The following is a 26,034-nucleotide window of genomic DNA, read 5'->3' as shown; positions in this document are numbered from 1 at the left end:
CTGACGGGATCGCGCATTTTCTGAGATTTTCACGAATTAGCTCACCTGATTAACGCTTCACAAGCGAGTGATGCGAAGCTTCCCTCTTGATTATTTAGGAAAGCTATCTGAATAATGGCCTCGAATGAGGAGAGAGACCCTGAAAAATGAAGCAATTGCCGCCCCTGAATGCGCTTCGCGTCTTTGAAGCCGCCGCCCGCCACTTAAGTTTCACTAAAGCTGCTGAGGAGCTCCATGTGACTCCCGGCGCTGTAAGCCAGCAGATCAAGGCGCTGGAGGACTTTCTCCAGACCCCCGTCTTCCGCCGCCATAAGCGGGCGCTCCTGCTCACGGATGAGGCGCAAGCGAGCCTGCCTATCCTCCGGGAAGGCTTCGACAAGCTGGTCGAGGCTGGAGAGATCCTTTCCAAAAAGGCTGACGCCGGCCGCCTTACGGTCTCGGTCGCGCCTTCCTTCGCGTCAAAATGGCTGGTGCCGCGCCTCGACCGGTTTCAGGAGGCCCATCCCGATATCGATGTCTGGGTTTCCGCCGACATGAATGTCGTCGACTTCGCCGTCGATGATGTGGATATCGCGATCCGTTACGGTGCCGGGCGCTATCAGGGGCTCGTCACCGAACATCTGATGGCGGAGAAGATCGTCCCGGTTTGCAGCCCCGCCTTGCTGACCGGAGACAATCCCATCAAGACGCCTGCGGACCTCGTCCATCACACGCTCTTGCATGACAGCGGCAATGACAAGGATCCGGGCTGCCCGACCTGGCCGATGTGGCTGAAAGCGGCAGGCGTCGAACACAAGACTGGCGATCGCGGCCTCAAATTCAATCAGTCATCGCTCGTGATCGAAGCGGCGGTCGCGGGCAAGGGCGTTGCGCTCGCCAAAGCCGCGCTGGCGCTCGCCGATCTCGAAGCGGCGCGGCTCGTGATTCCGTTCGACCTCACGACCCCGACGGAATTTTCCTATTACCTCGTCCATCCACCATCGAAGTCGTCCTCACCCGCCGTGAAAGCGTTCATGGCCTGGGTGCTGAAAGAAGCGGCTGACAGCATGGACGCGGCGGACGCACAGGAAGCAGCGGCGTAAGCTTGCTGTAAAAAATTTGCGCCCGCATTGTGGGGGAACAATGCGGGCGCCTTACAGCGGTCCTGACGAGAGGGGGAGAGAAGCAGGAACCGCCGCCTTTCCGATAAGATGGTCTTCTTAGCGCTTCGATCAAGCGCGGTTGTGATGACAAATCCGTTAGTCCGATCACGATTGACGTAAAGCCCTGCGACATTCAGTCAGTTGGTTGGTCGTAACCCAACTGATCAAGACAAGCGCAAACCGCTTCAAACACCAGCAATGTTGAAGCGTGACGCTGCGGATAGTCGCGAATGGGCTGAAGCATGGCGAGGTCACGCCAGCGCTCGTCCCACCCTTCGCCTGTGGGCGGCTCCCCATTTTCTTTCAGCATCGCCCGCATTGCGTCCCGCAAGCGATACAGCTCCTGCGCTTCGGCGGCGATGATATTGCGCGCGACGATGGAGGCCGACGCCTGACCAAGAGCACAGGCCTTCGCCTCCATGCCGAAATCGGCGACGCGTCCGTCTTTCATCACCAGATCAACCGTCACTTCAGAGCCGCAGACGCGGCTCACTTTTGTGGCGCTGGCGTCGGGCGCGTCGAGACGTCGCGCGGGCGGGATCGCCGCCGCCGCGTCCAAGACGCCGCCCGTATAGAGTTCGCTCAACATGCCGCTTTACATGGCGGATTTTTACGGCAAGTCAAACAACAGAATTTCGCTGTCGGCGAGCGCGCGGAAAGAAACGCTCTCCTCCTCTGCGATCTTCGCGCCGTCGCCAGCCTGCATCATCAGACCGCCGATTTCGACGCCGCCTTTCGCGACCTGAAGCCAGCCATAACGGCCGTCAGCAAACGCATGTGACAGCGTCTCGCCTTCCTTGACCTTGGCCGCGTAAAGCGCCGCATCCTGACGGATCGCGAAAGACCCGTCGCGCCCGTCGGGAGACGCGATCAGCGTCAAGGCGCCGTTCACCGTATCGGCGACCTTACGCTCTTCATAACGGGGCGCGCCGCCGCGCTCCTTCGGCAAAAGCCAGATCTGATAGAGATGCAGCGGGTCCACATCCGACGCGTTATATTCGCTATGGGTCACACCCGATCCGGCGGACATATATTGCACCAGACCCGGCGCAATGACCCCGCCGCCGCCAGTCGAGTCCTTATGCGCAAGGCTTCCCTCCAGCACATAAGTGATGATCTCCATGCTCTCGTGAGGATGGGTCGGAAATCCGGCGCCGGGATTGATGCGGTCTTCGTTGATCACACGCAGCGCGCGATAGCCCATATGATCGGGATGATAATAATTGGCGAAGGAGAAGGTGTGGTGCGTGTCGAGCCAGCCGTGATTGGCATGGCCGCGATCAACGCCTTTTCGGATCGTTATCATGATGTCTCCTTTTCGGCGTCTGGGTAAGCGTCCGGGCCGGTGCACGCCGCAAAACCGCAAACGCACTCATACCGCCCTGATGGCGGATCAGGTTGTTGATGATTCCCTGATCATTTAGGGGGCCGAAGCCGCGTTTAAAGACCGCCCCCGCCCATTGCACGCAGCTGTGATCTGCCCCTTCCGGCCAGCTTCATCCCGGCCCGGCAACGCTTCGCCGCAAACCCGTTGCCGGCCGCGCCCGCGGCGGCCAAGCTTCGTTTCATCAAGGGGCGCCGGACGTTGCGTTGCCTATTCAGGACGCCCCCAAAGAAACAAAACCGACAACGCACTCAGAAAAGGAAACCAGTTATGCTCAACCTCAACAAAGCCAAAACATTTATTTTTTCAGGCGCCGCCGCCCTTGGCCTCGCCATTGCCGCCCCCGCCGCTGTCGCCAATGATTTCGTCAATATCTCCTTTGACGATCTTGATTTTGGCGATGAAGATTTTCTTCAGAAACTAATTGAGATGGATGCGGAAGATATCGCGGATATGCGCGCGGAGATGGCCGACGCCCGCGCCGAAATTCTCGACGCCATCAGCGAAATCCAGGAAGCGCGTGCGGAAGCCGAAGCCAATCCGGAAACGCGGACGGTGATTGAAGCTGCACTGGCGGCGGCGAGCGCGGCGGTCACTTCGGCCACCAATAGCGCGTTTGAAAAAGTCCGCGAGGAACTGGATGAGGCGGAAATCGAACTCGCTGCGACTGATGTCAGCGCGGAAGAAAAGACCGAAACACAAGGCGCGATCGCTGCGGTGCGCGAAGAACTCGCGGGCATCGAAGCCGCTGTCGGCGAACTCGTCGCCGCCATGAAAGCCTGACGCCTGTAGAATAGCGCTGGAGACGACCAAATATGGCCGCCTCCTGCCACTCTCCCCCTGTCCGCTAAACCGCTTCCAGCACCACAGACGCCGCAGCGGTGTTGCTGATCGGGATGTGATAGTTTTCCGTTCGCTTGGCGAGCGGGCGCGCGCCAAGCGCGCCGCGCGCGGCGATCCAGTTCAGGATCTCCACGCCTTGCGTGCCGGCTTTCTCCACGATCCCTGCGATCGAATCCTGCACCAGCGCCTCCGGGTCGTTCATCAGATGATCGAGACAGAAGCGGTCATAATCGGAATTGATAAAGCCGGCGCGGGCGCCGTCGAGCTGATGCGACAGGCCGCCGGTACCCATGACAACGATTTTGTCGTCGCTCTCCCAGCTTTCAAGCGCGCGCCCGACCGCGCGGCCAAGGGCGAGGCAGCGTTTCGCCGACGGCAGAGGATGCTGGACCGTGTTGATCGCGATGGGAACCAGCTTCACCGGCCATGCGTCCACATTGGGCCAGGCGAGTTCGAACGGGATCGACATGGCGTGATCAACAAACATCTTCTGGCATGTGGTGATGTCGAACTCATCCCCGACAAGCGCTTCGATAATATGCCATGACAGGGCCGGATCGCCGGTGAATGTTTTATAGACCGGCAGGCCCCAGCCCTCGTCCGCGCTTTGATATTCATCGGCGGCGCCGACCGCGAAGGTCGGCATCTTGTCGAGGAAGAAATTCAATCCATGGTCGTTATAAAAGACGACGGCGACATCCGGTTTTTCCTGATTGAGCCATTTCTGGATCGGCGGAAACCCGTCAAAGAATGGCTTCCAATAGGGATCGCTCTGAAGCCCCTTCGCGATGGCGCCGCCTATGGCGGGCACATGGCTCGTAAAATATCCGCCGATAATTTCCGTCATGCCCGGCGCCCCCTATTCGCTGTATGAAAGCAGTTTCGCTTTGAAGGCGTCGACGCTCAGTCCGGTCTGCGCGGCGCCGAGATCCTGCACATTCAGGCCCCAGATGCCGGCGAGTTTGGCGAGATAATAAACATTGCCCCCTTCGGCGATCATGCCGAGCACGTCACGATCGGCGACAGCGCGGCGCTGGCCCGGCGTCAGATGGTATTTGCGGCAATAGGCTTCCTCATCGCGGCGAAACTCTTCCCGGTTTTCAGCATCGTTAAAGGAATAACACATCGCGTTCAGCGCATAGCCGCGCTGGGCCATGTCGCCATCAAACAGCGTCGTGCCCTCTATGGGTTGACGTTCGGAAGCTAGCATTGCGGACATAGGAACCTCGCCGGGATAACTCTCTACGGCGAGGATATTCACCGTGAAAGCGCCCTATGTCCTTGACGTGGATCAAGTCTTTTTTCAGTCACGCCGCTCTGGAAAATCTGCTTTTCAGCGCCTTTTTTATTTTTCTGAGAACGAAGAAGACTTCCGATTTCACCATCAGCAAAAAGACCGGCGCCCGGAATGTCAGCGGCAGGTTCCGGGCCTTCGCTTCATCCAGGATTTCGTGAAGATAGGTGATCTTCATCCGTTCGCGCGCTTTCACGCCCAATATCTCTAATGCCGTCGGCGGCCTGTCGAAGCATACCGGATCATAACCGACGGCCATAAAATTAAGCTTGGTGCGAATGCATTTTTCGCATTTTCCGCAATTTAATCCGGCGACTTTATTCTCCCAGCAAACCCGGATGTGTTTTGCGACCTCTGGATATTCACAGACTTTTTCCACGCGCTCACAACGCGTCATGCCTGAACATTCCGTATGGATAGAAAACCGGCCGCCAGAGAAAAAATGATTGAACAGTGCGCTCGTCCCCCAAGGGATCACAATGTTACGGTAATCCTCGTTAGCTCCGATCACACCCCAGCCGACCGCGCCGGAGAACTGATGCAGCGCCGCGAACAGACCCGCGCCATGCTCCAGCGCCCAATGCCCAAAATGGAAATCCCGCCAATTCGTGCGCACAATGCAAAACGGGATGTCAAACTCATGCAGACCCTGACGCGCATCCTCTTCCGCCTTGGCGAACCAAGCGTCATCGCTGACCGGAATATCGAATCCATGCATAAGCATGACCCCGGCAGGCTTGATCTTTCTGACGCCAAGGTCATCACCCGCATGACGCAGGAACGCGCAAGCCCCGTCTATGCCGCCGGAATAGGCGAATATCCCGGTTCCGTCTGTCACCGTGCTCGCACCCGCCTGCCCGTCAACAATAGTGTTCGCCGTGATCTCCACACGCGAATAGCCCGGCAGGCGCCAGTTGATCCACAATTCCTGAAACTCGGCGAGCCCCTTCAGACACTGGCGGGTGACAGGCCCCTCAATGTGGACGTCCCTGCCGCTACGCATCCCGATGTAGATCATGGCGATCGCCGCAAAATCATAAACCTCGAGAGGCGGCGGCAGGATGCCTCCGCTCACCTCGAACCAGATGTCAGGATGATCAGTGATTTTCAGCGTGCGCCGGACCGACAGGTCGCCGCGCTCTTCAACAACGCGGACAGTTAATTTTTGACGGCTCATGTCTACCCCGGCATGGTCATGACGCTTGCAATATACCCGATCCGGCCTTTGCAATTTCCGGACCTTCAGACGACCGGAAACCAAGCAACCTCAATCGCCCGAACCCGGCACATCCGGCATGGAGCCGGTCGGAGCGAATACAATAATTCCCACAAGGAGAACCAGAAGCACCGCCAGCACGGCGAGGTTAATTTTTGACGCCTTGCCTGCCGCTTGTTTCTCAAACCACGTCCGGGGGCGCACACCCTTGTACAAATAAACGCCCTGAGCGGCGATCATGATGCACACCACATTCACCGTCAGCAGCAAAAGCGACCGCCCGAAAAAACCAATCTCGCCTGCGCCAAGGAAAAGCCCCGCCGCCGCCGCGGGGGGAAGCAGCGCGACAGCGACCATAACGCCGACCAGCGCGGTGGAAATGCCCGCGACGATGGACAGCGCAGCGGCGACGCCGGCGGCAAGCGCCAGCACGACGGAATCAATACCGGCTATGGTGCGGCTCACCAGTTCATCGCTCTCAAGATTAACGCCGAACATGGCGCCGATCAGCGCCGCCGTCGCGAACCCCAGCGCCAACCCTGCAACGGCGTTGCGGCCGGCGCGCAACAACAATTTCGTATCGCCCAGCGCCGCTCCAAGAGAAATGGCGAGAATCGGACCAAGCAAAGGGGCGATCACCATGGCGCCGATCACGGCGGCGATGTTGTCGGCGTTTAACCCAAGCGCAGCAACGATGGCCGACGCGAATGTCAGGATGAAAAAGTCGAGGCTGAGTTTGGCGCCGTCAGCGACATCGTCGTAAATCTCTTCACGCAGAGCGACATTCTTGGAGCCTTTTTTCTTGCCTTCGCTTTTCTCGTCCTCGGGCTCTTCAGGTTTCGGCGCTGTAGCCTCCACCGGCAGCACAATAATGCGCCAGTCCTTTTTATTTCCGCAAATACTCTGCAGTTCATCCACGAGGCCTTGCGCGCCTCCTTCAATGAACAGGGCGCGCAGGACAGCACTGTCTTCTTCCTCGGTGGCAGAAAAGCGCCAGTGAGTCGGCTCGTGCTTTTTTACGGCCTCTTCGACTTTATCGCGTTTGCTTGCCGGAAAGACGGCTTCGATCAGACGCATAACATTATGCCCGGCGCCATGTTGCGCCTTGCGGCCCGTCTTCTAGAATAATCCCCTGGGCCGCCAAATCATCTCGTATCTCATCAGAGCGCGCGAAGTTTTTGGTTTTGCGCGCCTCAGCGCGTTCTGCGATCAGGGCTTCGATCTCTTCCGCGGACGGACCGCTGCTGCTCGCCGCCTGGAACCATTGCGCCGGGTCAACATTGAAAAAGCCCATCAGCCGGCCAGCATCCCGCAAGCGTGTAATCGCCGCAGCCTTGGCCTCCCCGTCCATTTGCCCGGCGATGTCGCGCAACTCATGCAGCCCCGCAAACGCTTCCGGCGAATTGAGGTCATCCTCCAGCGCCAGCATGATGCTTTGCGGCGCGGCGCCTGTTTCCTCTGTAAACGGAATATCTTCAAGAAGGCGATAAAACCGGTCGAGCTGCTTCTTCGACTGTTTCAGGAGCTCCTCGGTCCACTCGAGCGGCTGGCGGTAATGGGCCGACAACAACGCCCAGCGGATCACCTCGCCATGCCAGTCCTTCAGCAGATCATGGGCGAGCACGATATTGCCCAGCGACTTCGACATTTTGTCGGCGCCCATGCGCAAAAAGCCATTATGCATCCAATAGCGGGCGAGCGGCGCGCCCTGATGGGCGCAGGCCGATTGCGCGATTTCGTTTTCATGATGGGGAAATCGCAAATCCTGTCCGCCGCCATGAATGTCGATCGTCTCCCCCAACTCGCTCTCAATCATCACCGAGCATTCCAGATGCCATCCGGGCCTGCCGCGCCCCCAGGGGCTGTCCCATCCGGGCTCCCCCTCTTTCGCAGGCTTCCACAAAACGAAATCCGCCGGATTCTTTTTGTACGGCGCAACCTCGACACGCGCGCCAGCGATCATTTCATCGCGATCGGCGCCCGAAAGCTTGCCGTAATCGGGATAGGCGTCGACAGAAAAGAGCACATGCCCCTCCGCCGCATAGGCCGCGCCTTTCCCGATCAGCCGCTCCATCATGGCGATCATGGGGGCGACGTGGCCGGTCGCCGTCGGCTCCAGTCCGGGCCGGATAACGCCGAGAGCGCCCATGTCGGCGCGATAGATGTCGGCGAATTTTTTGGTGACGGCCTCTATGGGCTCGCCCGTTTCCGCCGCCGCCTTGATAATCTTGTCGTCTATGTCGGTGATGTTGCGGGCGTAGACGACATGATCAGCGCCGTAACGCGCGCGCAAGACCCGATAAAGAAGGTCAAACGCAACCGCCGAGCGCGCATTGCCGATATGCGCATAGCTGTAAACCGTCGGCCCGCAGACATACATAGTCACCCTGCTGGAATCGGCGGGCTCGAAAACACGCTTTTCGCGCGCCATGGAGTCATAAATCGTCAGGGACATGGTCACCGGCAATGGGGTCGCAGTTCATTCAGAGCCTGTTGCTAGCCGCGACGCCCCGCCGAGGCAACAACCCTGATGCCGGGCGGGCGGGAAGAGAGCGCTTCCCTGCCCTTGCGAGCCTGCTATGGTCTCGCCCCATGACAGGACAAACTCCCTTCGCCGCCCCTTCAGAACTCGATGAAAAAATCGAGGAAACGACCCGTTTCGCCCCGAAATTCGGCCCCGACGGGCTTATTCCGGCGGTCGCGACAGACGCCGCTACGGGCCGGATGCTGATGCTCGCTTATATGAATGCGGAAGCGCTCGCCAAAACCATAGAAAGCGGCGACGCATGGTACTGGTCCCGGTCACGCAGCCAGCTCTGGCGTAAGGGCGGAACCTCAGGCCACGTCCAGCGAGTGATTGAAATCCGCACCGACTGCGATCAGGACGCCATTGAACTCGTGGTCGAACAAGCCGGCCCCGCCTGTCACACCAAGCGCAAATCCTGTTTTTATCGCGCCGTAAGCGCCGACGGGGCGACGCTTAAGTTTCAGGAATAGGCGCAGGACTCTAAAGGCCCGCATTCCCAATCAAGATTTCGGCGGCAGCGCGGGCGTCCGCTGCTGCGGTTTCGGGATCGTGAAGATGCGCCAGCACGATAGCGCCTTCTTTCAGGGTGAGCAGTTGGCGCCCCAGCGCGTCCGGCGCTTTCGCGCCCGCCGCACGCGCCAGCCCTTCAATATAAACCAGCAACAAGCGTTTGTGCTCCGCCGATGCCGCGTGGATAGGGTGGTTGCGATCCTGATATTCCGATGACGCCTTGATGAACATGCAGGAGCGAAACTCCGGCTCCCGAAACCATTCCGCCAGCGCATCGAAAATTGAAAGCAGGCGATCGCGCGGCGTTGTCGCCAACGCCTCAACCCGGCGCACAAGCCAGTTCCGGAATTGCTCATCGCGCAACCGCAAGGTGGCGAGGATCAGATCCTCCTTGGTGCGGAAATGCTTGTACATCGCGGTTTTGGAGACGCCCGTCTCCTTTGCGAGCGCATCCATGCCGATGGCGTGAAAACCGCCCCGGTAAAACGCCTTCAACGCATTCTGCACCAGCTCGTCTCGCTTGGACGCACTCATATTAGCCTCACAAATAATACTGATCAGTCAATGTAATAGGCGCTTGAGCGATTGCAAATGTAAAATTTTTCTATCAGCTAAAACAAGGAATTGCGTCATTTTCGCGTGCCCCAGCCCCACCAATTGCATTTTTAATCGCTTACAAGGTTGACTGATCGGTTTCTGTGCCTTATCTGCACATTTACCGATCGGTACACCATTAAATCTAACCCGTCGGACGAATTCGGAGAAATCCGCTGAACAAGGAGAGGGATAATGAGAAAACACGCACCAGCTACGTTTTACCAAAGACCGCTGGATTTGATGGCGCTCACCGTGAGCGCCGCCGTCACCCTGCTTGCGATCGCCGGCACCATCACTGCTGTTGTCGCGTTTACCCCGTCGGCCAGCGCCGCAGAGACTACGTCCGAAATCATGGTGAGGCATCACGCAGTCGCCCCTGACGGACGTCAATTTTTATCGTCCTGATGCGGAACATTTGACGTTCGAAAGGCTTGAATATTTTCCACCTCGCATAATGAACCACTTTCTGCGCCGTAAAAAACAACAATGGGAGGCGCAGCTCCCTGCGGCGGGGCCCCTTGCCGCGGGGATTATCGTCACAAAAAAGGAGCATCAGAGCATGACGAAACTCACACCGCCCTTCACCGAAGCTACGGCGCGAGCCAAAGTCCAGGCTGCAGAAGATGCGTGGAACACAAAGGACGCCGAGCGCGTAGCCCTTGCCTATTCAGAAAACAGCGAATGGCGCAACCGCGATCGCTTCCTGAGCGGCCGGGAAGATATAAAAGCCTTCCTTCGCGAAAAATGGGCGCGTGAACTACATTACAAACTGAGAAAAGAATATTGGGCGCATACGGATAATCGTATCGCCGTACGGTTCGAATATGAATTCAAAGACGCTGACGGCCAGTGGTGGCGCAGCTACGGCAATGAAATGTGGGAATTCGATGAAGACGGCCTCATGCGCCGGCGCTACGCCAGCATCAATGATTCGCCCATAGACGAAAAAGACCGTCGCCTTTAACCCCTGCGGAGATATCTCATGGCACGCGCCTATTCCACAATCGCATTCACCGACCGCGTTCGCGCACTGCAACGTCAACACGGGTCCGCTGATGCTTACGCCCGCTTTCTGGCGCCCGAAACGCCCGCCGATGACGCGCTGGGAGCGCCCGAAGCCGAGTTCATTAGCGCTCGCGACGGATTCTATCAGGCGACGATTTCCGAAACCGGGTGGCCCTATCTCCAGTTTCGCGGCGGAGCGCCCGGCTTTGTCCATGTCGTGGACGAAAAAACTTTGGCTTACGCAGATTTCCGCGGCAACCGCCAATATCTTTCCGTCGGCAACCTTTCAGGCGATGACAGGATCGCCCTGTTTTTTATGGACTATCCCAATCAGCGTCGGCTGAAGATCTTTGGTCATGCAAGCGTCGTCGACGCAGAGCAAAACCCCGAAATTGTCCAAAGCCTTCATGTTCCCGGCTATCGCGCGACACCGGAGCGGGCAATCATTATCAAGGTGGCGGGATTTGACTGGAACTGCCCGCAACATATTCCCAAACGCCTGAACGCATCGGAATTGGAAATTGCAATCGCGCCTATACGCGCCCGCCTTGCCGAGCTGGAAACGGAAAACGCGGCGCTCAGAGAAAAGCTCTCGCTTAACGACGCGCCTTAACCCATCCCGCCGACACTGCCGGCGCCGCCATGTTTGTGATGATCGAGAATATGCGTGCGCACAGCCAAGGTGATCCACGCGCCGTGAAAAATTACACCCATCGCCAGGATCAAATATCCCGGGAAAGGACCGACAGCCATCCGGTCAAACAGCTCATTCATCGTCGTTAGCGGCGTCGGATGGATGATGATCTTGCCTATATATGCAACCGCCTGAAAGCTGAAGATCCACATGTAATTCCGGCGCAACCGCCGCCCCATGGCCCGCCAGAACCCAATATGATATTGCGGCTCAAGGTAATCCTTGGCGAGCACATCCTGCCACTCGCCGGGATCGGGCCGGGTCGAGCGAAACAACATCGGCGCATAGAACTTTGTCTCGATCCAGCGGCAACGCGCGCGCCAGACATTGAAAAATCGATAGCGGCGCGATTCAAGAATCAAAAACATGGTGATGAGAATGCCCACCAGCAAAAGCGGCAGCGGCGAGGCGAGCGGATCGGCGTAAGTGACCGACAAGGCGATGCCGAGCGTCACCACCGACCAGTTCGTCGTGTTGTCGAGGCGCGTGCGCCAGATGGTCGAGCGGTAAACCTCGCCTCTATAAAGATGCGCGAGCGCGCCTATCTCCGAGGAGTCGAGCTTGTTGCCGGTGCCGCCCGGCGGGCTTTGCCATTCTTTCCAATTATCTGTCACGAAAAGGCCGATCGCCGCCCTGACGGGCGCTCCCTTGACTAGTCTTCTCCCAGCCGTGCGATCAGAGGTTTAAGGAAGTTCTCGTATTTGCGCCACTCCTCAGAGCTGCCCTTATAGAGTTTTCTGCGCACCTGCATGGAAGAAATTGTCGCGACCGCGCGCTTCGTCTCGTGAAAATCGATGCAGGACTGCTCAAGATCGAGCCCGAGATAGTCGAGAAGCTTTCGCGTTTCCTCTTCCTGATTTTCCGTCAGGCTCTCATAGCTGAAATTATAGATGGCGCCAGGGAAGCGCTCCTCCCAGAATTTCATCAAATCCATATAGCTCGCGTAATACTCTCCGAGATCATCCAGGTCATACGCATAGCCATTTCCAAAATCGCTGAAATAATATTTGAAGATTGACCAGCAGCTGGCGATCGAGCGCCGTTTAATATGCACGATTTTGGCGCCGGGAAGCGCCATGCAGATAAATCCGATCCAACGATAATTAAGGTGCATCTTATCGGTGATAAAAGGCTCGGCGACGTCACGCCGATTCATGTCGGCCAAATATTTCTCGCGGATGGTCTGCAATTGTTCAGCAGTCACCTCGCCGCCGGACCACACGGAATTCACCGCCATGCCGAATGTCGTCAGCTCGCCTGCGCCGTATATTTGCGAATGACTGGCGAGAATATGCTCCGTCAGGGATGTGCCTGATCGCGGCATTCCCACCACGAAAATAGGCGTCTTCCGAAAGGGCTCCGCCGGCGCCCGATAGATGTTTTTGATGCGCTCCACATCCTCAAAACTTTCACGGACCATACGGAACAGGCGGCGTTCCAGATCCGGCGTGTAGTTCAGAAATTTTTTGCGCAGAAAATTCGCATTCTGGTAGTGAGTGAACGCCTCCCTGTGCTGGCCCAGATCCTCACTTACTTTCCCCAGCGCATAATTCAGATGCATGCGGTCATTATCTGAGATATCGTTGCGATCGAGCAGGCTCTTTATATAGGGGATTTGCGGGTCGTCTTTCTCATAACGCTTGACCGCGCCCAGACTTCTGAACGCTTCCGCGAAATCGGGTTTCAGCCGCAAGGCTTCAGCATAACTCGCCTCAGCCTCTTGCCTGCGACCAAGGTCGAAAAGATAACTTCCCTTATTATAGTGGGCCTCAGCGTAATCGGGTTTGACCTCGGTCGCTTTGGCGAAGCTCGCCAGCGCTTCTTCCTCCCGGCCAATATTTTTTAACGCCAGACCCAGATTATTATAAGCATCGGCGAAATTGGGATTAGCCAGCAAGACCGCGCTGAATTGCGACACCGCTTCTTCGTAACGCTGGAGCTTGTTGAGGAGAACGCCCAGATTATTGCGTGCGCCATTGTGTTTGGGCGCAATCCGGAGTGTTTGCTTGTAGTTGGAGACGGCGTCTTCCTGGCGCCCCAGATCGCGAAGCGCGTTCGCCATATTGAAATACGCCTCAGCATAATCCGGTTTGATGGATACTGCGCGCCTGTAATTCTCGATCGCTTCCTGCTGGCGCCCGAGCTTTTTCAAAGCAACGCCAAGATTATTATAGGCGTCCGGAAAAGCCGGATTTGTGTCAATTGCGTTCTGGAAATCCTTTGCGGCGCCTTCGTGATTTCCCTTTCGCGCATTCACTGCGCCACGGATATTATGCAGGATCGAGGCTGCGGGAAATTTTTCTATCAGCTCTGTCGTCGCCGCATGTGCGGCGTCAAGCTCGCCCCCATTATAAAGAGAAACGACGCTTTCAATTTGATCCCGGGTCGGGGTTTCGTTTCCTTCTTGCATTTCTATCCGCGCCGGATTTTTTCGCCGCCTTCCGACGTAGCTTTTATGGATTTGCTACTGTTACGCCCCTCCGGAAGACAGCGTTTGCATTGTCCAGTATAAGCAAGGCGCCGCCTCACGAACGAGCGCGTTCGTCGCATCTCAGATGCGGTTCACCGCACATTCACACGCATCAGCTCACAGCCGCATCGCCTTACGCTGAAATACGCAGAAGCTGTCCCAAGGCGGCTATAATATGCTGCCGGCGCCAAAAATGGGGTTGCCGAGACTGCTTTTTCGATTTGCAACGCCAAGAGATGATGAAAGCGGCAGCTATGCCCCGGCCCATATGTCCTGAAATTCTCCGATGCGAGGCCGGACGTCACATGGCCGGTGACTTGATACGCGCAGCAGGCTAAGGGCGGGCGTTGAGGAGCCTTTATGTCTGTCGCGGAAAACAAACCGGCCATAAGTTATGCAGAAATTTTGCGCCTCGCCTGGCCGGCGTCCGTTGCCGCGTCGGTAACGCCGCTATTGGGCGCCGTCGATGTCTGGGCGCTGGCGCAATCTTCACGCCCCCTCGACATCGCCGCGATCGGCCTCGGCTCGGTCATCTTCTCCCTCGCTTATTGGACCTTCGGCTTTATCCGCATGAGTGTTGCAGGCCTGACCGCGCAGGCCGCCGGCGCCGAAGATGAAGCCGAAGCGCGCGCGGCGTTAGTCAGGGGCGGCGTCATCGGCGCATGTATCGGCGTAGCGCTTGTTGTGTTGCAGTTCCCCATTGGCCTCGCCGCTTTTCAGCTTCTGGGAACAGGATCGGAAGCCAGCGCAGAAACGCTCGCCCACGGACGCACCTATTTCGACATCCGCATCTGGGGCGCGCCTTTCGCGCTCGCCTCCTACGCCGCCTTTGGCTGGCTCACGGCGCGCGGGCGAACGGATTTTCTGATGGCGGCGAGCCTGTTCATGACGCTCCTCAATATCGGTCTGGATTATTGGTTCGTGATGGGGCTTGGCTGGGGCGCCGCCGGCGTCGCTTACGGCACGCTGATCGCCGAAATCGCCGGGTTTTTCGCCGCCATGGCGTTCGTCCTTGTTCTCCTGAAAGATCATGGCGGCGTAAAAATGCACTGGCGGCCCCAGGAATTCTGGAAGGCGGAGCGGCTCAGCCGTACGGTCGCCATCAATTTCGATATTTTCATTCGCACCATGCTGCTCGCCTTTTGCTTCGCCTGGTTTGTCCAGCGCAGCGGCGCTTTTGGCGATGTCACCCTTGCCGCCAATCAGGCTTTGCTACAGCTCTTTTTGTTCACGGGGCTGGCTCTTGACGGTACGGCCATCGCCGCAGAAACCCTTGTGGGGCGAGCGATCGGCGCGCGCGACCGCGCCACTGGCAAGGCGCGTTATGTTCAAGCGGTGCGCAAGACGTTCCTGCTGGGCTGTATCGCCGCTGTTTTATTCACGCTTTTTTACTGGGCGGCAGGATCGCCGCTCATCGCCTTGCTGACGCCCGAAGGCCCGATCCGCGAAGACATGAATGCTTACATGCCCTGGGTGATTATCAGTCCGCTGATAGTCGTCATTGGATTTCAGCTTGACGGCATTTTCATCGGCGCCACCCGCTCACGCGAGATGCGCGATTCCATGATCGTCTCCGCCCCGATCTTCCTCGCCGCCTCGGTATGGCTGGCGAATAGCTGGGGCAATCACGGATTGTGGGCGGCGTTTTCGCTTTATTTCATTTTACGGGCAGTGACGCTTGCCATCTGGCTGCCGCGCATCGCCCGGTCTTTTGACAGCTAGAGAGCGCCGGCGCCGACCGCCTCGCCGATGCGATCAAAGCCGTCCGCATCGAGAAAAGCGGGAAGCTCGCCAAGAATTTGCGCGGGCAGCCCCGGCCCTGCATAGATCAGCGCGGTGTAAAGCTGCACAAGCGAAGCGCCGGCGAGAATTTTTTCATAAGCGTCCCGCGCTGAGGCGACGCCGCCGACGCCAATCAGCGGCACATCCCCGCCAATCATACGATAAAATTCGCGCAACAGCGCCGTCGACATGGCGAATAACGGCTTGCCGGAAAGCCCGCCCATCTGGCTGGCCTCTGCGCTGCGCAAATTCGGCGCGCGCGAAATGGTCGTATTGGAAATGATCAACGCATCAAGACGCATTGCGCGCGCGACCTCAGCAATGTCCGTCTTGTCTTCATCGGCAAGATCGGGCGCAATTTTCAGAAAGACCGGCGCGCCATGCCCGGCCTCATCGCGCGCCGCAAGCACCCGGCGCATCAGCTCTTCAAGCGAGGCTTTTCCCTGCAAGGCGCGCAAGCCAGGCGTGTTGGGCGAGGAAATATTGACGGTGAAAAAGTCAACAAACCCCGAAAGCGCCTTAACGCTTTTCACATAATCTTCCGTGCGGTCTTCTGAGTCTTTATTGGCGCCGAGATTGACGCCAACAATGCCGGCCCGCGCGCGCGCCTTAAGCCGCGCCGAAATAGCGTCGAGCCCGTCATTGTTGAAGCCATAGCGGTTGATGACGCCTGCATCGGCGCGCAGCCGGAACACCCGCGGCCGAGGGTTCCCCGATTGCGGGCGTGGCGTCACCGCCCCGACCTCCACAAAGCCGAAACCCATATCAAGCGCCGCATCGGGCGCTTCAGCGTTTTTGTCGAACCCTGCGGCCAGCCCCAGCGGGTTGGGAAAGGAAAGTCCCGCGACGTCAATGGCGAGGCGCGGGTTGGCGACCGTCACCTTCGGCCCGTAACCCGCTTTCAGCATACGGATGGTCAGATGATGAGCGGTTTCCGCATCGAGCAACCCCATCGCTTTGGCGCCCAACTCGGCAAATATCATCGGCGTTTTCACAAGGGGTCTCCGAAAGAGAAGGCGCCGCCCTCGCGTTTCAACCGGACAGCGCGGACCACATGCGCCGCCAACAGATCGCCGTAATAATGCGGAAACGCCTCGCCGCGTTTTGGCGCGAGTTCGAATTTCAGCTTGTCCGAAACCACCGCAACAGGAATTTCCAGAGCGACCAGATCGTCAACCCCCGCGAAATGAAGGCGCGCCGTTTCCAGCGCCTGTTCCTGTGTAGAAAGATGAAAATATCCGTCCTTGAGATCGATATCGCGCTTGGGGACAGCGCCGTTTTCGCGCGCCCGCCGCCATTCCGCAGCGCTTGCCAAGCGATAGATGAATTCCGGAGACTGTTCTGACATGGCGCTCCCCTATCGCGGCCCGCTGATCCAGTCCAGCCTTCTCCTGCTGGACAGCGCCCCGCAACCAAGGACAAAGTGCGCGCCATGAAACCCATGCGCATCCTTTTCGGCGTTCTTTTCGCCGCTGCTGCGGGCGCCGCCGCCCAAGCCGGCGGGTTGTCCCAACCTGTGACCGCAACCATCGCCATTACGGCGCTGACCGCATTCTGGTGGGTGAGCGAGGCCCTGCCCATTCCGGCGACATCGCTGGTTCCTTTCGCGCTGTTTCCGCTGGCGGGCGTGATGGACCAGCGCGAAGCGGCGGCGGCGCTCGGTTCCTACGTCATTATCCTTTTGATGGCGTCCTTCATGTTGTCGAAGGCGCTGGAGCGCTCCGGCGCCCATGAGCGGCTCGCCCTTTACATGATCAATCTCGTGGGCGGATCGGGCCGCCGGCTGGTGATAGGCTTCATGGTCGCGGCCGCTGTTCTTTCCATGTGGATTTCCAACACGGCGACGACCTTGATGCTCGCCACCATGGCGCTGGCGATCCTGTCGCGCACGGACGATCCGAAGCTTGGGCCCGCGCTGCTTCTCGGCATCGCCTACGCCGCATCTTTCGGCGGCACCGCGACGCTGATCGGCACGCCGCCCAATCTCATCTTCGCCGACAATTATTTGCGCGCCACTGGCGAGGAATATTCTTTCCTGCGCTGGATGCGCATCGGCCTCCCCATTGTCATCATCGGCATTCCGGTGATGGCTTTATGGCTGACGCGCAATCTCGGCGGCGTGCCAACGCCAAAGCTCGCCGATCCCGGTCCGTGGCGCACGGATGAAAAACGCACCCTCATCGTTTTCGCCATCGCGATTTTTCTTTGGGTGACGCGCATTGAACCCTTTGGCGGCTGGTCCGACGCTCTCGGCATGGAGATGGCGGGGGATTCCACCGTCGCAGTGTTCGCCGTCGTTCTGATGTTTCTCGTGCCCAATGGAAAAGGCGGCGCGTTGCTGGACTGGAAAGCCGCCGGCGACATTCCCTGGGGCATGCTGCTGCTTTTTGCAGGTGGCATCTGCATTGCGGGTGGTTTTCGCGCCAGCGGTCTCGATGCGTTGATCGGCGATCTGTTGTCAGGGCTCGCGAATGCGCCATTGTTCCTGACCATGCTCGGCCTCTGTCTCGCCGTGACCTTTCTCACCGAAGTCACCTCGAACACGGCGACAGCGAATTTGCTGATGCCGATCCTGGCGGCCGTCGCAACAGGCGCCGGATTGAAGCCGGAACTGCTCATGATCCCGGCGGTCATCTCCTGCTCCTGCGCCTTCATGCAGCCCGTAGCGACGGCGCCAAACGCTATTATTTATGGCACAGAACGTGTTTCCATCGCCCGCATGGCGCGGGAAGGCGCGGCGCTGAATGTGATCGTCGCCTTTATCGTGGCGGGCGTTTGTTGGATGATGTTGCGGTAAGGCTCACGCCAAAGCGGACCAGAGACCGTAAGCGCTGACGCCGCAGATCGTCGCCCCAACAAGCGCAGTCAGGGTGTGACGGGGCAGCCGCTTTGCGCCGAAAGCAGCGATAGGCGCAGCAAAGACGCCGCCGATGACAAGCCCCAGCGCCGCCTTGCCGAAATTCGGCCCAAGCGACGCAATAAATGTAACGGTAACCGCCGCCGTGACGAAGAACTCCGCCAGATTGACCGTGCCAACAACCTTTGCAGGCGCGGCGCCGCGCGCCAGAAGGTTGGAGGTAACGACCGGCCCCCAGCCGCCGCCGCCAACGGCGTCGCAAAAGCCCCCAACCGCGCCCAGAAGCACAACCCGTTCAATCTTTTTCTCCGGACGCTGAGCTTCCAGCGCACGGCGTATGACGACAACGCCCATCACAAACAAATAAGCCAGGATGAAAGGTCGCGCGGCGGCCATATCAATAAAGCTTATGGATGCCGCGCCCACCACACCCCCTGCCGCCCCGGCCAGCGCCAGTCTCAAAAACAATCGCCAGTCGACATTTCTTGCTACGGCATGAGAAACGCCGGACGCCGCCGTCGTGAAAACTTCGGCGGCATGCACATTGGCGCTGGCGAGAGCCGGCGGCATGCCAAGAAACAACAGCGCCGATGTGGAGGCGACGCCATAAGCCATGCCAAGCGCTCCGTCGATCAGCTGGGCGACGAAGCCAATGAGGACGAAAAAAGGAAATGATGCATCCGGCATGCAAGCCCAATCCGCTAGGACGAGCGCTTATAGAGCCGGTGAAAATAAGTGACGAATGAATTTTCCAGCATTGAGCGGAAGAAAAACTATTCGTCCCCTAAACTGTATCGTCGAGGGTCATATGACGCGCACGCGCGGCATGCTCGATCGCGGCGGCGCCTTCATCGGGTACGCCAAGCGAGTCGCGGATCAGTTCGAGAATACGGATCTCGGTGACATCCAGGCTTTCGTCGGCGGTCACGACATCGACCACCGCCGCGTAGGCAGTTTCCGAAAGATGCTTCGGCAGGGCCGTCGCAGCGGATTCCAGCACCTTGTGCAGGCCGCCTTCGGACGACATCAGCTTGCCGCAGGCTTCAGCCATCTCGACAAGCCCGGCCTCGTCCGCATCGGAAAACAGGGGAAAAGAGCGCACCACCCGGCCAATGGTCCTTAGCTCCTCATCCTTGATGGAGCCGTCGGAAGCCGACGTCATAACCATCAAATAGATTACCGCTTCCTGCGGCGTGAGGCTGGCGAGACTTCCGGCCATGTAGGGGCTCCTTTTCATGAGGGGGGCGTCAGACGAGCCAGACCCTAGCGGCGCGCCCCAAAAACGGCAACTGCGCGAAATGCGCCGTTTTCATTGCGGCGATTGACCTGCCGCCGCGCGGCGTTAAACCTCCGTCTCTGTTTAACGCCGAAAGCAACGCCATGACCGCCCTGCAAATCAAGAACTTCACCGCTGAAGACGCCGCCGAGGCCAAAAGCTGGCCGTTTCAGGAAGCCAAATCCCTGATCAAGCGCCTCGACAAGGTGAACAAGGACGGTCCCGTGATTTTCGAGACCGGTTACGGCCCGTCGGGCCCGCCGCATATCGGAACCTTCGGCGAAGTGGCGCGCACCACCATGGTGCGCCGCGCCTTTGAATTGCTGACGGGCCGGGAAACGCGTCTGATTGCTTTTTCCGACGATATGGACGGGATGCGCAAAGTCCCTCCGCATGTGCCCAATCAGGAGCTTTTGAACCAATATCTGCAAAAGCCCCTGACCGATGTGCCCGATCCCTGGGGCGAGCATGAAAGCTTCGCCCATCATAACAACGCCAAACTGCGCGCCTTTCTCGACCAGTTTGGCTTTGACTATGAGTTCGTTTCGTCAACGGCGTGCTATCGTGGCGGACAGTTCGACGACACGCTGATCCGGGTTCTTGAGCGCTATGACGCAGTGATGGAGATCATCCTGCCAACGCTCGGCGAAGAACGCCGCGCCAGCTATTCGCCGATCCTGCCGATCTCTCCGTCGACGGGCCGCGTCCTCTATGTGCCGATGCTGGAGATCGACGCGAAAAAAGGCGAAGTCGTCTTTGAAGACGAAAACGGCGAAAAGATCCGCACCTCCGTCGCTGGCGGCGCCGTCAAGCTGCAGTGGAAAGTCGACTGGGCCGGCCGGTGGTATGCCCTCGGCGTTGATTACGAAATGTCCGGCGAGGATCTGACTGAATCGGTGCGTCTGTCGAACCGCGTCGTAAAGGCGCTCGGCGCTGAACCGCCGGCGGGCTTCAATTACCAGCTCTTTGTCGACGAGCAGGGCAAGAAGATCTCCAAGACAAAAGGCAACGGCATCACCATCGAGGAATGGCTCACCTACGCCTCGCCGGAGAGTCTTTCGCTTTACATGTTCCAGAATCCGAAATCGGCGAAGAAGCTTCATTTCGACATCATCCCGAAAACGGCTGATGAATATTGGGCGCATCTTGACAAGTATGCGGGCCAGGACGGCGGCAAGGCGCTCGACAATCCGGCCTGGCATATCCATCAGGGCAAGCCGCCTGCGGTGCTGCCGCCGGTGAACTTCGCCATGCTCCTCAATCTGGTCAGCGCCGCCGGCGGCGCCGACGCCGAAGTGCTGCGCGGCTTTATCCGTAAATACCGCCCCGGCGCGAGCGAAGAGGAATTTGCAGCGGCGGACGCCATGATCGGTTATGCGCAACGCTATTTCGAGCGTTTCATTGAGCCGACAAAGAAATTCCGCCCGCCTACGGACAAAGAGCGCGCCGCCCTTGAGATGCTCTCGGCGCGGCTGAAAGAGCTTGGCGAAGGCGGCTCCGAAGACGATTACCAGACCGCTGTTTTCGACGCCGGCAAGGCCCAGGAGTTCGAGAACATTCGCGACTGGTTCAAGGGTCTCTATGAAGTTGTCTTCGGCCAGGAAGCGGGTCCGCGCATGGGCGCTTTCACGAAGATTTTCGGCGCCGGCGCAACCGCCAAGTTGATCGACGACGCGATAGCGCGCTAGTCTGCAATCAAATCGGGCCTCGCAACCATTCGGGCGAAATCGTGTTCTTCAGCCTCATGCCGGCAGCTTACAGGACAATTGCGCTTCTTTTTTCAGCGATGATGCTGCTCGCGGCGACGCCTGCTTTTGCACAGGAAGATATGCCGGCCGATCCCGAGCCGGTGATCGAAACCGCGCCGCCGGGCGCCAGCGACGGCGAAATCGCGGCCCGCATTCAAGACATCTTCGCGCAAATCGAGTCGCTTCAACATGTGGAGGCGTCCGTCGCATCAGGCGTCGTCACGCTTTCGGGCGAAACCCAGACGGCGGACGCCGCCGCGCGCGCCGAAGCCATCGCCGCGCGCATCAACGGCGTCGTGACGGTGGAGAACCAGATTCAGCGAGACGTCTCCGTCACCACGCGCCTGACGCCGGCGGCCGGACAGGCGGAGACGTTTTTCCGCAGCGCCGTGCGCTCCCTGCCGCTTATCTTGCTTGCCCTCGCCGCTTTCGCCGCCGTCGCCGCCTTCGGCTGGCTGCTCAGCGTGTGGCGCTGGCTCTGGCGGCATATCACGCCCAACGCCTTTATCGCGGAGCTTGCCGCCTCGACCTTTCGCGGTCTTTTCTTCGTTCTCGGCGCTGTCGCGGCTCTAAGCATTCTCGATGCCACAGCGCTACTCGGCGCGTTTCTGGGCGCCGCAGGCGTCATCGGCCTCGCTGTTGGCTTTGCCGTGCGCGACACGATCGAGAACTACATCGCCTCGATCATGCTATCCCTGCGCCAGCCCTTCCGGCCGAACGACTATGTGGTGATTGATAACAAGGAAGGCCGCGTCATTCGCCTGACGTCGCGGGCGACGATCCTCATGACCCTTGACGGCAACCATTTGCGCATCCCCAACGCCACCGTCTTCAAGGCGGTGATCCTCAACTACACCCGCAATCCGGAGCGGCGTTTTGATTTTGAACTGGGCGTCGACGCAGACGACGACCCCATCGCCGCCATCGAGACCGGCATTGAGGCGATCAAGACTCTCGATTTCGTTTTGAAGGACCCGCCGCCCATCGGCTTCATCAAGGCGGTTGGCGATTCCAATATCGTGATCTTCTTCGCCGCCTGGATCGATCAGCGCAAAGCAGATTTCGCCAAGTCCCGCAGCATCGCCCTTTCCGCCGCCAAGGACGCCCTGGAAGATGCAGGCTTCGCCCTGCCCGAGCCGATCTATCGCCTCCGCTTCGATGAGAAAGCCCCGCCGCTCCTGCAGGAGAAGGCGACCGCCGTGGCGTCGGAGACAAAACCCTCAGAAAAACCGGAAAAGCGGGAACGCATACCTGCCGCGACAGCGCAGGACGTAGCGCCCGATACGCATCTCGAAGAAAAAGTGGCTGAGGAACGCCGAGAGGAGCCGCAAGGCGACCTTCTCTCGACCACGGCGCCGGTAGAGTAGCCGGGAATGACGCTGTAAAACTATTCGACGCCCGCCCCGATACAGCGCTAAACTCCAGACCATGTGCTTTTCCGCCGCCGCCAGCTTCACGGCCGCCGCTGTCCTCGCAGGCGTCGGCGCAGCGACGCTGGCGCTGAAACCACAGCCAAAGGATCTGCCCTTTGCAGCCATCCCCCTGATTTTTGCTGTCCATCAGGCGATCGAAGGCGCCATCTGGATCACCCTCCACGAGGGCGCTGTCCCCTATGGCCTTGTGGTCGCCTATCTTCTCATCGCGCAGATTTTATGGCCCGCTTACATCCCCTTCAGCGTGATCGCGATGGAGCCGAAACGCCGCCGCCGACCGGGACTGTGGGTCCTGCTCGCCGCCGGGCTCACCGTCTCCGGCGCCCTTGCCTTCGTCCTTGCGCAACATCATTACACCGTGACAGCGGTCGCGGACGGACTGCGCTACGCGACCGATCTTGAATTCGAGCGGCGCCTTTTGGAGCTTTACTTGCTGGCCGTCGTCGCGCCGCTCCTTTTATCGCGCCACCGTTATGTGGTCGCCTTCGGCGCCGTGACGCTGGTCGGCGCGATCGTGACCGTCATGGCGTTTTACTTCGCCGCCGCATCCGTCTGGTGCTTTTTTTCGGGCGTCGCGAGCGTCCTCGTCTATTTGCATGTGCGGCAGACACGCCCGAGCGGCGTTACTGAAACGTCAACAAAGATTGAAGCGGCGTAAACGCGATTGGCAGCCAACGCGTGAAAGCGCTAATCGCCCGCAAAGCACGAACAAACTTTCCGGCGCGATTGGCAGAAGCTTCCAATAGCTCGCATTGCTCATAGGCGCCGCTGAAGAGCGCGAGTCAAATTGCGGCGACAATTAGGCTCGGCGTTTCGTGTTTTTACTGTCGCACCGAATCGTAATCGATGTTATATTATTCGCATACGAGCCAAAAATACGAAACGAAATGTTAGGGGCCCTTCGGTTAACCTTGTTTCGCGCACCGAAACGGGGCGCGTGCGTAAGAGAGTTTTGCATAGGGGTTCGCCGAAAGGCGGGGACGGGGCAGTCAAGGAAAAGATAAACACGGCGACTTTTATTGCGGCGGGCAAAATGACGGGAAGCAATCACAAAGAAGCGAAGATAATGGCGGTGCGCCATGCTTGCTTCATGATGAAAGCAACCCATATCAATTGCAGAAAGCCGACAAAGCCAGAGAAGGCGCCACAAGATGATACCGCCATTGTTGATGGCGAGGTTGCGTAGTGCGAATGGGGGCGCTGGTTTTTGCCAGCGCCTTTTTTAATTCAAAAAGTCGCGGACGCCCCCGCGATCTGAGCGAGTGAAAAGTGAGCGTGCGAACATGACCGAACAAAGCCTCGATGTTTTTGACGTTTTCTCCGAAAGCTACACCAAGCTGAAACAGGAGGCGATGAGCCTGCGCGATTATCTATTGGCGGCGCGCGACGACGAGATGCTCTACGCATCGCCGGCGGAACGCATGGTGAAAGCGATCGGCGAACCCACCCTCGTCGACACGTCAAAAGATCCGCGCCTCGCCCGCATTTTTTCAAACCGCACCATCCGCCACTACAAAGCCTTCGAAGGCTTTTACGGCATGGAAGACACGATTGAGCGCATCGTCTCTTTCTTCCGTCATGCGGCGCAAGGGCTCGAAGAAAAGCGCCAGATCATCTATCTCCTCGGCCCTGTTGGCGGCGGTAAATCCTCACTCGCCGAACGCCTTAAAGACATGATGGAGACCTATCCGATCTATGTCCTCAAAGCCGGCGACGAAATCTCCCCGGTCTTTGAAAGCCCGCTCGGCCTGTTCCAGTCGGATGAGTTGAAAAGCCTCCTCGCCGAAAAATACGGCATTGAAGAACGCCGCCTCAACGGCCTGATGAGCCCGTGGGCGGTGAAACGCCTCGATGAATTTGGCGGCGACATCTCCAAATTCGAAGTGGTGCGCATCTTCCCGTCGAAACTCCGCCAGCTCGCCATCGCGAAAACCGAGCCGGGCGACGAGAACAACCAGGATATCTCCGCGCTCGTCGGCAAGGTCGATATCCGCAAGCTTGAGCATTTCAGCCAGGACGACACCGACGCCTATTCCTATTCGGGCGGGCTGTGCCGCGCCAATCAGGGCCTTCTGGAATTTGTCGAAATGTTCAAGGCGCCGATCAAGGTGCTGCATCCGCTCCTGACGGCGACGCAGGAAAGCAATTATGTGGGCACCGAAGCGCTTGGCCCCATTCCCTTCACCGGGATCATCCTCGCGCACTCCAATGAAAGCGAGTGGCAGGCGTTTCGCAACAACAAGAACAATGAAGCGTTCCTCGACCGCATCAATGTGATCAAGGTGCCCTACTCCTTGCGCGTTACGGAAGAACGCCAGATCTATGAGAAATTGCTGGCGAGCTCCGAATTAAGCGAAGCGCCCTGCGCCCCGGAAACGCTCGACCTCCTCTCGCGCTTTTCGGTGCTGACGCGCCTGAAAGAACACGAAAATTCCAACCTCTATTCGAAGCTCCGGGTCTATGACGGCGAAAAGCTGAAAGACACCGACCCCAAAGCCAAAACCATGCAGGAATATCGTGACGCCGCCGGCATCGACGAAGGCATGGACGGCATTTCGACCCGCTTCGCCTATAAAGTGCTGTCGGAAACCTTTAATTTCGACACGGATGAAGTCGCGGCCGATCCGGTGCATCTCATGTATGTGCTTGAAAACGCCATCAAGCGCGAGCAATATCCGGACGAGACCGAGAAGCAATATCTCGACTTCATCAAGTCTGAGCTTTCCCAGCGCTATGCGGAGTTCATCGGCAAGGAAATCCAGAAAGCCTATCTCGAAAGCTATGCGGAATACGGCCAGAATCTCTTTGACCGTTACATCTCTTATGCGGATGCATGGATTGAGGATCAGGACTTCAAAGACCCTGACACCGGCCAGTTGCTCGACCGCGCGACGCTCGACACCGAGCTGTCGAAGATCGAAAAGCCCGCCGGCATTGCGAACCCGAAGGACTTCCGCAACGAGGTGGTGAAGTTCGCGCTTCGCGCCCGGGCGAACAATGAGGGCATGAACCCGAAATGGACATCCTATGAGAAACTGCGCAATGTCATTGAAAAGCGCATGTTCTCCCAGGTCGAGGACCTCCTGCCGGTGATCTCTTTCGACTCCAAGAAAGATTCAGAGACGGAAGCGAAACACGAAAACTTCGTCAGCCGCATGGAAGACCGGGGCTATACGCCGCGTCAGGTCCGCCGGCTCGTCGAATGGTATATGCGCGTCAACAAGGCCGGGTAAGGGAGTAGAGCGTAGCGAATAGT

Annotated in this window: 27 protein-coding genes; 13 read left to right on the top strand and 14 right to left on the bottom strand. The window is 58.5% G+C overall.

Annotated features, from left to right (window positions below; genetic code table 11):
* The first annotated feature begins 146 nt into the window (after positions 1-146).
* Entirely contained in the window at positions 147-1,082 is a 936-nt protein-coding gene (gene gcvA, locus ACFOOP_RS07060) for a transcriptional regulator GcvA (RefSeq protein ID WP_379880182.1), read from the top strand.
* Between the two features lie 193 nt (positions 1,083-1,275).
* Here the strand turns inward: gcvA and ACFOOP_RS07055 are convergent, their stop codons facing one another.
* The gene (locus ACFOOP_RS07055) at positions 1,276-1,731 is read right to left on the bottom strand and encodes an iron-sulfur cluster assembly scaffold protein (protein WP_379880181.1); all 456 of its coding nucleotides are present in this window, start codon (positions 1,729-1,731) and stop codon (positions 1,276-1,278) included.
* 21 nt (positions 1,732-1,752) lie between these two features.
* A complete protein-coding gene (locus ACFOOP_RS07050) occupies positions 1,753-2,448 on the bottom strand; it encodes a pirin family protein (protein ID WP_379880180.1) in 696 nt (231 codons plus the stop codon).
* 348 nt (positions 2,449-2,796) lie between these two features.
* Between ACFOOP_RS07050 and ACFOOP_RS07045 the strand changes: the two genes are divergently transcribed.
* A complete protein-coding gene (locus tag ACFOOP_RS07045; protein WP_379880179.1) occupies positions 2,797-3,309 on the top strand; it encodes a hypothetical protein in 513 nt (170 codons plus the stop codon).
* Positions 3,310-3,373: 64 nt separating this feature from the next.
* Here the strand turns inward: ACFOOP_RS07045 and ACFOOP_RS07040 are convergent, their stop codons facing one another.
* The 5 genes from ACFOOP_RS07040 to cysS all read right to left on the bottom strand — a co-directional run bounded on the left by ACFOOP_RS07040 (position 3,374) and on the right by cysS (position 8,334).
* Positions 3,374-4,216 (bottom strand): class III extradiol dioxygenase family protein, encoded by an 843-nt coding sequence (locus ACFOOP_RS07040; protein ID WP_379880178.1) that lies wholly within the window; start codon positions 4,214-4,216, stop codon positions 3,374-3,376.
* Between the two features lie 12 nt (positions 4,217-4,228).
* Positions 4,229-4,579: a protocatechuate 4,5-dioxygenase subunit alpha gene (locus tag ACFOOP_RS07035; RefSeq protein ID WP_379881528.1), complete on the bottom strand. Its 351-nt coding sequence runs from the start codon at positions 4,577-4,579 to the stop codon at positions 4,229-4,231.
* A 97-nt stretch (positions 4,580-4,676) separates the two neighbouring features.
* Complete coding sequence (locus ACFOOP_RS07030; protein WP_379880176.1) at positions 4,677-5,840, bottom strand: hypothetical protein; 1,164 nt, start codon at positions 5,838-5,840, stop codon at positions 4,677-4,679.
* Positions 5,841-5,930: 90 nt separating this feature from the next.
* Positions 5,931-6,956 (bottom strand): TIGR00341 family protein, encoded by a 1,026-nt coding sequence (locus ACFOOP_RS07025; protein ID WP_379880175.1) that lies wholly within the window; start codon positions 6,954-6,956, stop codon positions 5,931-5,933.
* A 4-nt stretch (positions 6,957-6,960) separates the two neighbouring features.
* Positions 6,961-8,334 carry a cysteine--tRNA ligase gene (gene cysS / locus ACFOOP_RS07020; RefSeq protein WP_379880174.1) on the bottom strand — a complete coding sequence of 458 codons (1,374 nt, stop codon included), beginning with the start codon at positions 8,332-8,334 and terminating at the stop codon, positions 6,961-6,963.
* A 137-nt stretch (positions 8,335-8,471) separates the two neighbouring features.
* Between cysS and hisI the strand changes: the two genes are divergently transcribed.
* Positions 8,472-8,876 carry a phosphoribosyl-AMP cyclohydrolase gene (hisI, locus tag ACFOOP_RS07015; RefSeq protein WP_379880173.1) on the top strand — a complete coding sequence of 135 codons (405 nt, stop codon included), beginning with the start codon at positions 8,472-8,474 and terminating at the stop codon, positions 8,874-8,876.
* A gap of 10 nt (positions 8,877-8,886) precedes the next feature.
* On the opposite strand, the gene ACFOOP_RS07010 is transcribed toward hisI, so the two are convergent.
* On the bottom strand, positions 8,887-9,450 hold the full coding sequence (locus ACFOOP_RS07010; RefSeq protein ID WP_379880172.1) for a TetR/AcrR family transcriptional regulator: 564 nt from the start codon (positions 9,448-9,450) through the stop codon (positions 8,887-8,889).
* 255 nt (positions 9,451-9,705) lie between these two features.
* On the opposite strand from ACFOOP_RS07010, the gene ACFOOP_RS07005 reads away from it, so the two are divergent.
* From ACFOOP_RS07005 to ACFOOP_RS06995, 3 genes are all read left to right on the top strand, one after another.
* Positions 9,706-9,918, top strand: coding sequence for a hypothetical protein (locus ACFOOP_RS07005; RefSeq protein ID WP_379880171.1), 213 nt, complete (start codon positions 9,706-9,708; stop codon positions 9,916-9,918).
* Positions 9,919-10,072: 154 nt separating this feature from the next.
* Positions 10,073-10,477 (top strand): nuclear transport factor 2 family protein, encoded by a 405-nt coding sequence (locus ACFOOP_RS07000; protein WP_379880170.1) that lies wholly within the window; start codon positions 10,073-10,075, stop codon positions 10,475-10,477.
* An 18-nt stretch (positions 10,478-10,495) separates the two neighbouring features.
* Positions 10,496-11,131: a pyridoxamine 5'-phosphate oxidase family protein gene (locus ACFOOP_RS06995; protein ID WP_379880169.1), complete on the top strand. Its 636-nt coding sequence runs from the start codon at positions 10,496-10,498 to the stop codon at positions 11,129-11,131.
* Here the strand turns inward: ACFOOP_RS06995 and ACFOOP_RS06990 are convergent.
* Together ACFOOP_RS06990 and ACFOOP_RS06985 are read right to left on the bottom strand one after the other, a co-directional pair.
* Positions 11,128-11,826, bottom strand: a complete 699-nt coding sequence (locus ACFOOP_RS06990; RefSeq protein WP_379880168.1) for a DUF2270 domain-containing protein — start codon at positions 11,824-11,826, stop codon at positions 11,128-11,130. The two genes, ACFOOP_RS06995 and ACFOOP_RS06990, sit on opposite strands and share 4 nt — an antisense overlap.
* A 38-nt stretch (positions 11,827-11,864) precedes the next feature.
* On the bottom strand, positions 11,865-13,628 hold the full coding sequence (locus ACFOOP_RS06985; protein WP_379881526.1) for a tetratricopeptide repeat-containing sulfotransferase family protein: 1,764 nt from the start codon (positions 13,626-13,628) through the stop codon (positions 11,865-11,867).
* Positions 13,629-14,042: 414 nt separating this feature from the next.
* Between ACFOOP_RS06985 and ACFOOP_RS06980 the strand changes: the two genes are divergently transcribed.
* On the top strand, positions 14,043-15,404 hold the full coding sequence (locus ACFOOP_RS06980) for an MATE family efflux transporter (RefSeq protein ID WP_379880167.1): 1,362 nt from the start codon (positions 14,043-14,045) through the stop codon (positions 15,402-15,404).
* Here ACFOOP_RS06980 and ACFOOP_RS06975 read toward each other — a convergent pair.
* Both ACFOOP_RS06975 and ACFOOP_RS06970 read right to left on the bottom strand, forming a co-directional pair.
* Positions 15,401-16,459 carry a quinone-dependent dihydroorotate dehydrogenase gene (locus tag ACFOOP_RS06975; RefSeq protein ID WP_379880166.1) on the bottom strand — a complete coding sequence of 353 codons (1,059 nt, stop codon included), beginning with the start codon at positions 16,457-16,459 and terminating at the stop codon, positions 15,401-15,403. The genes ACFOOP_RS06980 and ACFOOP_RS06975 overlap by 4 nt on opposite strands.
* The gene (locus ACFOOP_RS06970) at positions 16,456-16,812 is read right to left on the bottom strand and encodes a DUF952 domain-containing protein (RefSeq protein ID WP_379880165.1); all 357 of its coding nucleotides are present in this window, start codon (positions 16,810-16,812) and stop codon (positions 16,456-16,458) included. Before ACFOOP_RS06970 ends, ACFOOP_RS06975 begins: the two co-directional genes overlap by 4 nt.
* 84 nt (positions 16,813-16,896) lie before the next feature.
* On the opposite strand from ACFOOP_RS06970, the gene ACFOOP_RS06965 reads away from it, so the two are divergent.
* Positions 16,897-18,261 carry an SLC13 family permease gene (locus tag ACFOOP_RS06965; protein ID WP_379880164.1) on the top strand — a complete coding sequence of 455 codons (1,365 nt, stop codon included), beginning with the start codon at positions 16,897-16,899 and terminating at the stop codon, positions 18,259-18,261.
* A gap of 3 nt (positions 18,262-18,264) precedes the next feature.
* On the opposite strand, the gene ACFOOP_RS06960 is transcribed toward ACFOOP_RS06965, so the two are convergent.
* Both ACFOOP_RS06960 and ACFOOP_RS06955 read right to left on the bottom strand, forming a co-directional pair.
* Positions 18,265-19,008, bottom strand: a complete 744-nt coding sequence (locus ACFOOP_RS06960; protein WP_379880163.1) for a sulfite exporter TauE/SafE family protein — start codon at positions 19,006-19,008, stop codon at positions 18,265-18,267.
* Between the two features lie 97 nt (positions 19,009-19,105).
* Positions 19,106-19,540 carry a tellurite resistance TerB family protein gene (locus tag ACFOOP_RS06955; protein ID WP_379880162.1) on the bottom strand — a complete coding sequence of 145 codons (435 nt, stop codon included), beginning with the start codon at positions 19,538-19,540 and terminating at the stop codon, positions 19,106-19,108.
* 161 nt (positions 19,541-19,701) lie between these two features.
* Between ACFOOP_RS06955 and ACFOOP_RS06950 the strand changes: the two genes are divergently transcribed.
* From ACFOOP_RS06950 to ACFOOP_RS06930, 5 genes are all read left to right on the top strand, one after another.
* Positions 19,702-21,285 (top strand): lysine--tRNA ligase, encoded by a 1,584-nt coding sequence (locus ACFOOP_RS06950; protein WP_379880161.1) that lies wholly within the window; start codon positions 19,702-19,704, stop codon positions 21,283-21,285.
* A gap of 41 nt (positions 21,286-21,326) precedes the next feature.
* The gene (locus ACFOOP_RS06945; RefSeq protein WP_379880160.1) at positions 21,327-22,712 is read left to right on the top strand and encodes a mechanosensitive ion channel domain-containing protein; all 1,386 of its coding nucleotides are present in this window, start codon (positions 21,327-21,329) and stop codon (positions 22,710-22,712) included.
* Between the two features lie 61 nt (positions 22,713-22,773).
* Positions 22,774-23,436 carry a DUF6629 family protein gene (locus tag ACFOOP_RS06940; RefSeq protein ID WP_379880159.1) on the top strand — a complete coding sequence of 221 codons (663 nt, stop codon included), beginning with the start codon at positions 22,774-22,776 and terminating at the stop codon, positions 23,434-23,436.
* A gap of 279 nt (positions 23,437-23,715) precedes the next feature.
* The gene (locus ACFOOP_RS06935; protein WP_379880158.1) at positions 23,716-23,964 is read left to right on the top strand and encodes a hypothetical protein; all 249 of its coding nucleotides are present in this window, start codon (positions 23,716-23,718) and stop codon (positions 23,962-23,964) included.
* Between the two features lie 97 nt (positions 23,965-24,061).
* Complete coding sequence (locus ACFOOP_RS06930; RefSeq protein ID WP_379880157.1) at positions 24,062-26,011, top strand: PrkA family serine protein kinase; 1,950 nt, start codon at positions 24,062-24,064, stop codon at positions 26,009-26,011.
* Positions 26,012-26,034 lie beyond the last annotated feature (23 nt).

The organism is Hyphococcus aureus (assembly GCF_042643165.1).
In the GTDB taxonomy this organism is placed as follows: domain Bacteria; phylum Pseudomonadota; class Alphaproteobacteria; order Caulobacterales; family Parvularculaceae; genus Hyphococcus; species Hyphococcus aureus.
Note: the sequence above shows the minus strand (reverse complement) of the source record. Positions and strands in the feature narration are given on the sequence as shown.

What these genes read in the sequence shown, in the direction of transcription:
- ACFOOP_RS07050 (WP_379880180.1), bottom strand. Translation starts at nt 2,448, where the DNA reads ATGATAACGATCCGAAAAGGCGTTGATCGCGGCCATGCCAATCACGGC.
- ACFOOP_RS07010 (WP_379880172.1), bottom strand. Translation starts at nt 9,450, where the DNA reads ATGAGTGCGTCCAAGCGAGACGAGCTGGTGCAGAATGCGTTGAAGGCG.
- ACFOOP_RS07035 (WP_379881528.1), bottom strand. Translation starts at nt 4,579, where the DNA reads ATGCTAGCTTCCGAACGTCAACCCATAGAGGGCACGACGCTGTTTGAT.
- hisI (WP_379880173.1), top strand. Translation starts at nt 8,472, where the DNA reads ATGACAGGACAAACTCCCTTCGCCGCCCCTTCAGAACTCGATGAAAAA.
- ACFOOP_RS07045 (WP_379880179.1), top strand. Translation starts at nt 2,797, where the DNA reads ATGCTCAACCTCAACAAAGCCAAAACATTTATTTTTTCAGGCGCCGCC.
- ACFOOP_RS07055 (WP_379880181.1), bottom strand. Translation starts at nt 1,731, where the DNA reads ATGTTGAGCGAACTCTATACGGGCGGCGTCTTGGACGCGGCGGCGGCG.
- ACFOOP_RS06980 (WP_379880167.1), top strand. Translation starts at nt 14,043, where the DNA reads ATGTCTGTCGCGGAAAACAAACCGGCCATAAGTTATGCAGAAATTTTG.
- ACFOOP_RS06955 (WP_379880162.1), bottom strand. Translation starts at nt 19,540, where the DNA reads ATGGCCGGAAGTCTCGCCAGCCTCACGCCGCAGGAAGCGGTAATCTAT.
- ACFOOP_RS07040 (WP_379880178.1), bottom strand. Translation starts at nt 4,216, where the DNA reads ATGACGGAAATTATCGGCGGATATTTTACGAGCCATGTGCCCGCCATA.
- ACFOOP_RS06995 (WP_379880169.1), top strand. Translation starts at nt 10,496, where the DNA reads ATGGCACGCGCCTATTCCACAATCGCATTCACCGACCGCGTTCGCGCA.
- ACFOOP_RS06940 (WP_379880159.1), top strand. Translation starts at nt 22,774, where the DNA reads ATGTGCTTTTCCGCCGCCGCCAGCTTCACGGCCGCCGCTGTCCTCGCA.
- ACFOOP_RS06965 (WP_379880164.1), top strand. Translation starts at nt 16,897, where the DNA reads ATGAAACCCATGCGCATCCTTTTCGGCGTTCTTTTCGCCGCTGCTGCG.
- cysS (WP_379880174.1), bottom strand. Translation starts at nt 8,334, where the DNA reads ATGTCCCTGACGATTTATGACTCCATGGCGCGCGAAAAGCGTGTTTTC.
- ACFOOP_RS07025 (WP_379880175.1), bottom strand. Translation starts at nt 6,956, where the DNA reads ATGCGTCTGATCGAAGCCGTCTTTCCGGCAAGCAAACGCGATAAAGTC.
- ACFOOP_RS06950 (WP_379880161.1), top strand. Translation starts at nt 19,702, where the DNA reads ATGACCGCCCTGCAAATCAAGAACTTCACCGCTGAAGACGCCGCCGAG.
- ACFOOP_RS07005 (WP_379880171.1), top strand. Translation starts at nt 9,706, where the DNA reads ATGAGAAAACACGCACCAGCTACGTTTTACCAAAGACCGCTGGATTTG.
- gcvA (WP_379880182.1), top strand. Translation starts at nt 147, where the DNA reads ATGAAGCAATTGCCGCCCCTGAATGCGCTTCGCGTCTTTGAAGCCGCC.
- ACFOOP_RS06970 (WP_379880165.1), bottom strand. Translation starts at nt 16,812, where the DNA reads ATGTCAGAACAGTCTCCGGAATTCATCTATCGCTTGGCAAGCGCTGCG.
- ACFOOP_RS07000 (WP_379880170.1), top strand. Translation starts at nt 10,073, where the DNA reads ATGACGAAACTCACACCGCCCTTCACCGAAGCTACGGCGCGAGCCAAA.
- ACFOOP_RS07030 (WP_379880176.1), bottom strand. Translation starts at nt 5,840, where the DNA reads ATGAGCCGTCAAAAATTAACTGTCCGCGTTGTTGAAGAGCGCGGCGAC.
- ACFOOP_RS06930 (WP_379880157.1), top strand. Translation starts at nt 24,062, where the DNA reads ATGACCGAACAAAGCCTCGATGTTTTTGACGTTTTCTCCGAAAGCTAC.
- ACFOOP_RS06960 (WP_379880163.1), bottom strand. Translation starts at nt 19,008, where the DNA reads ATGCCGGATGCATCATTTCCTTTTTTCGTCCTCATTGGCTTCGTCGCC.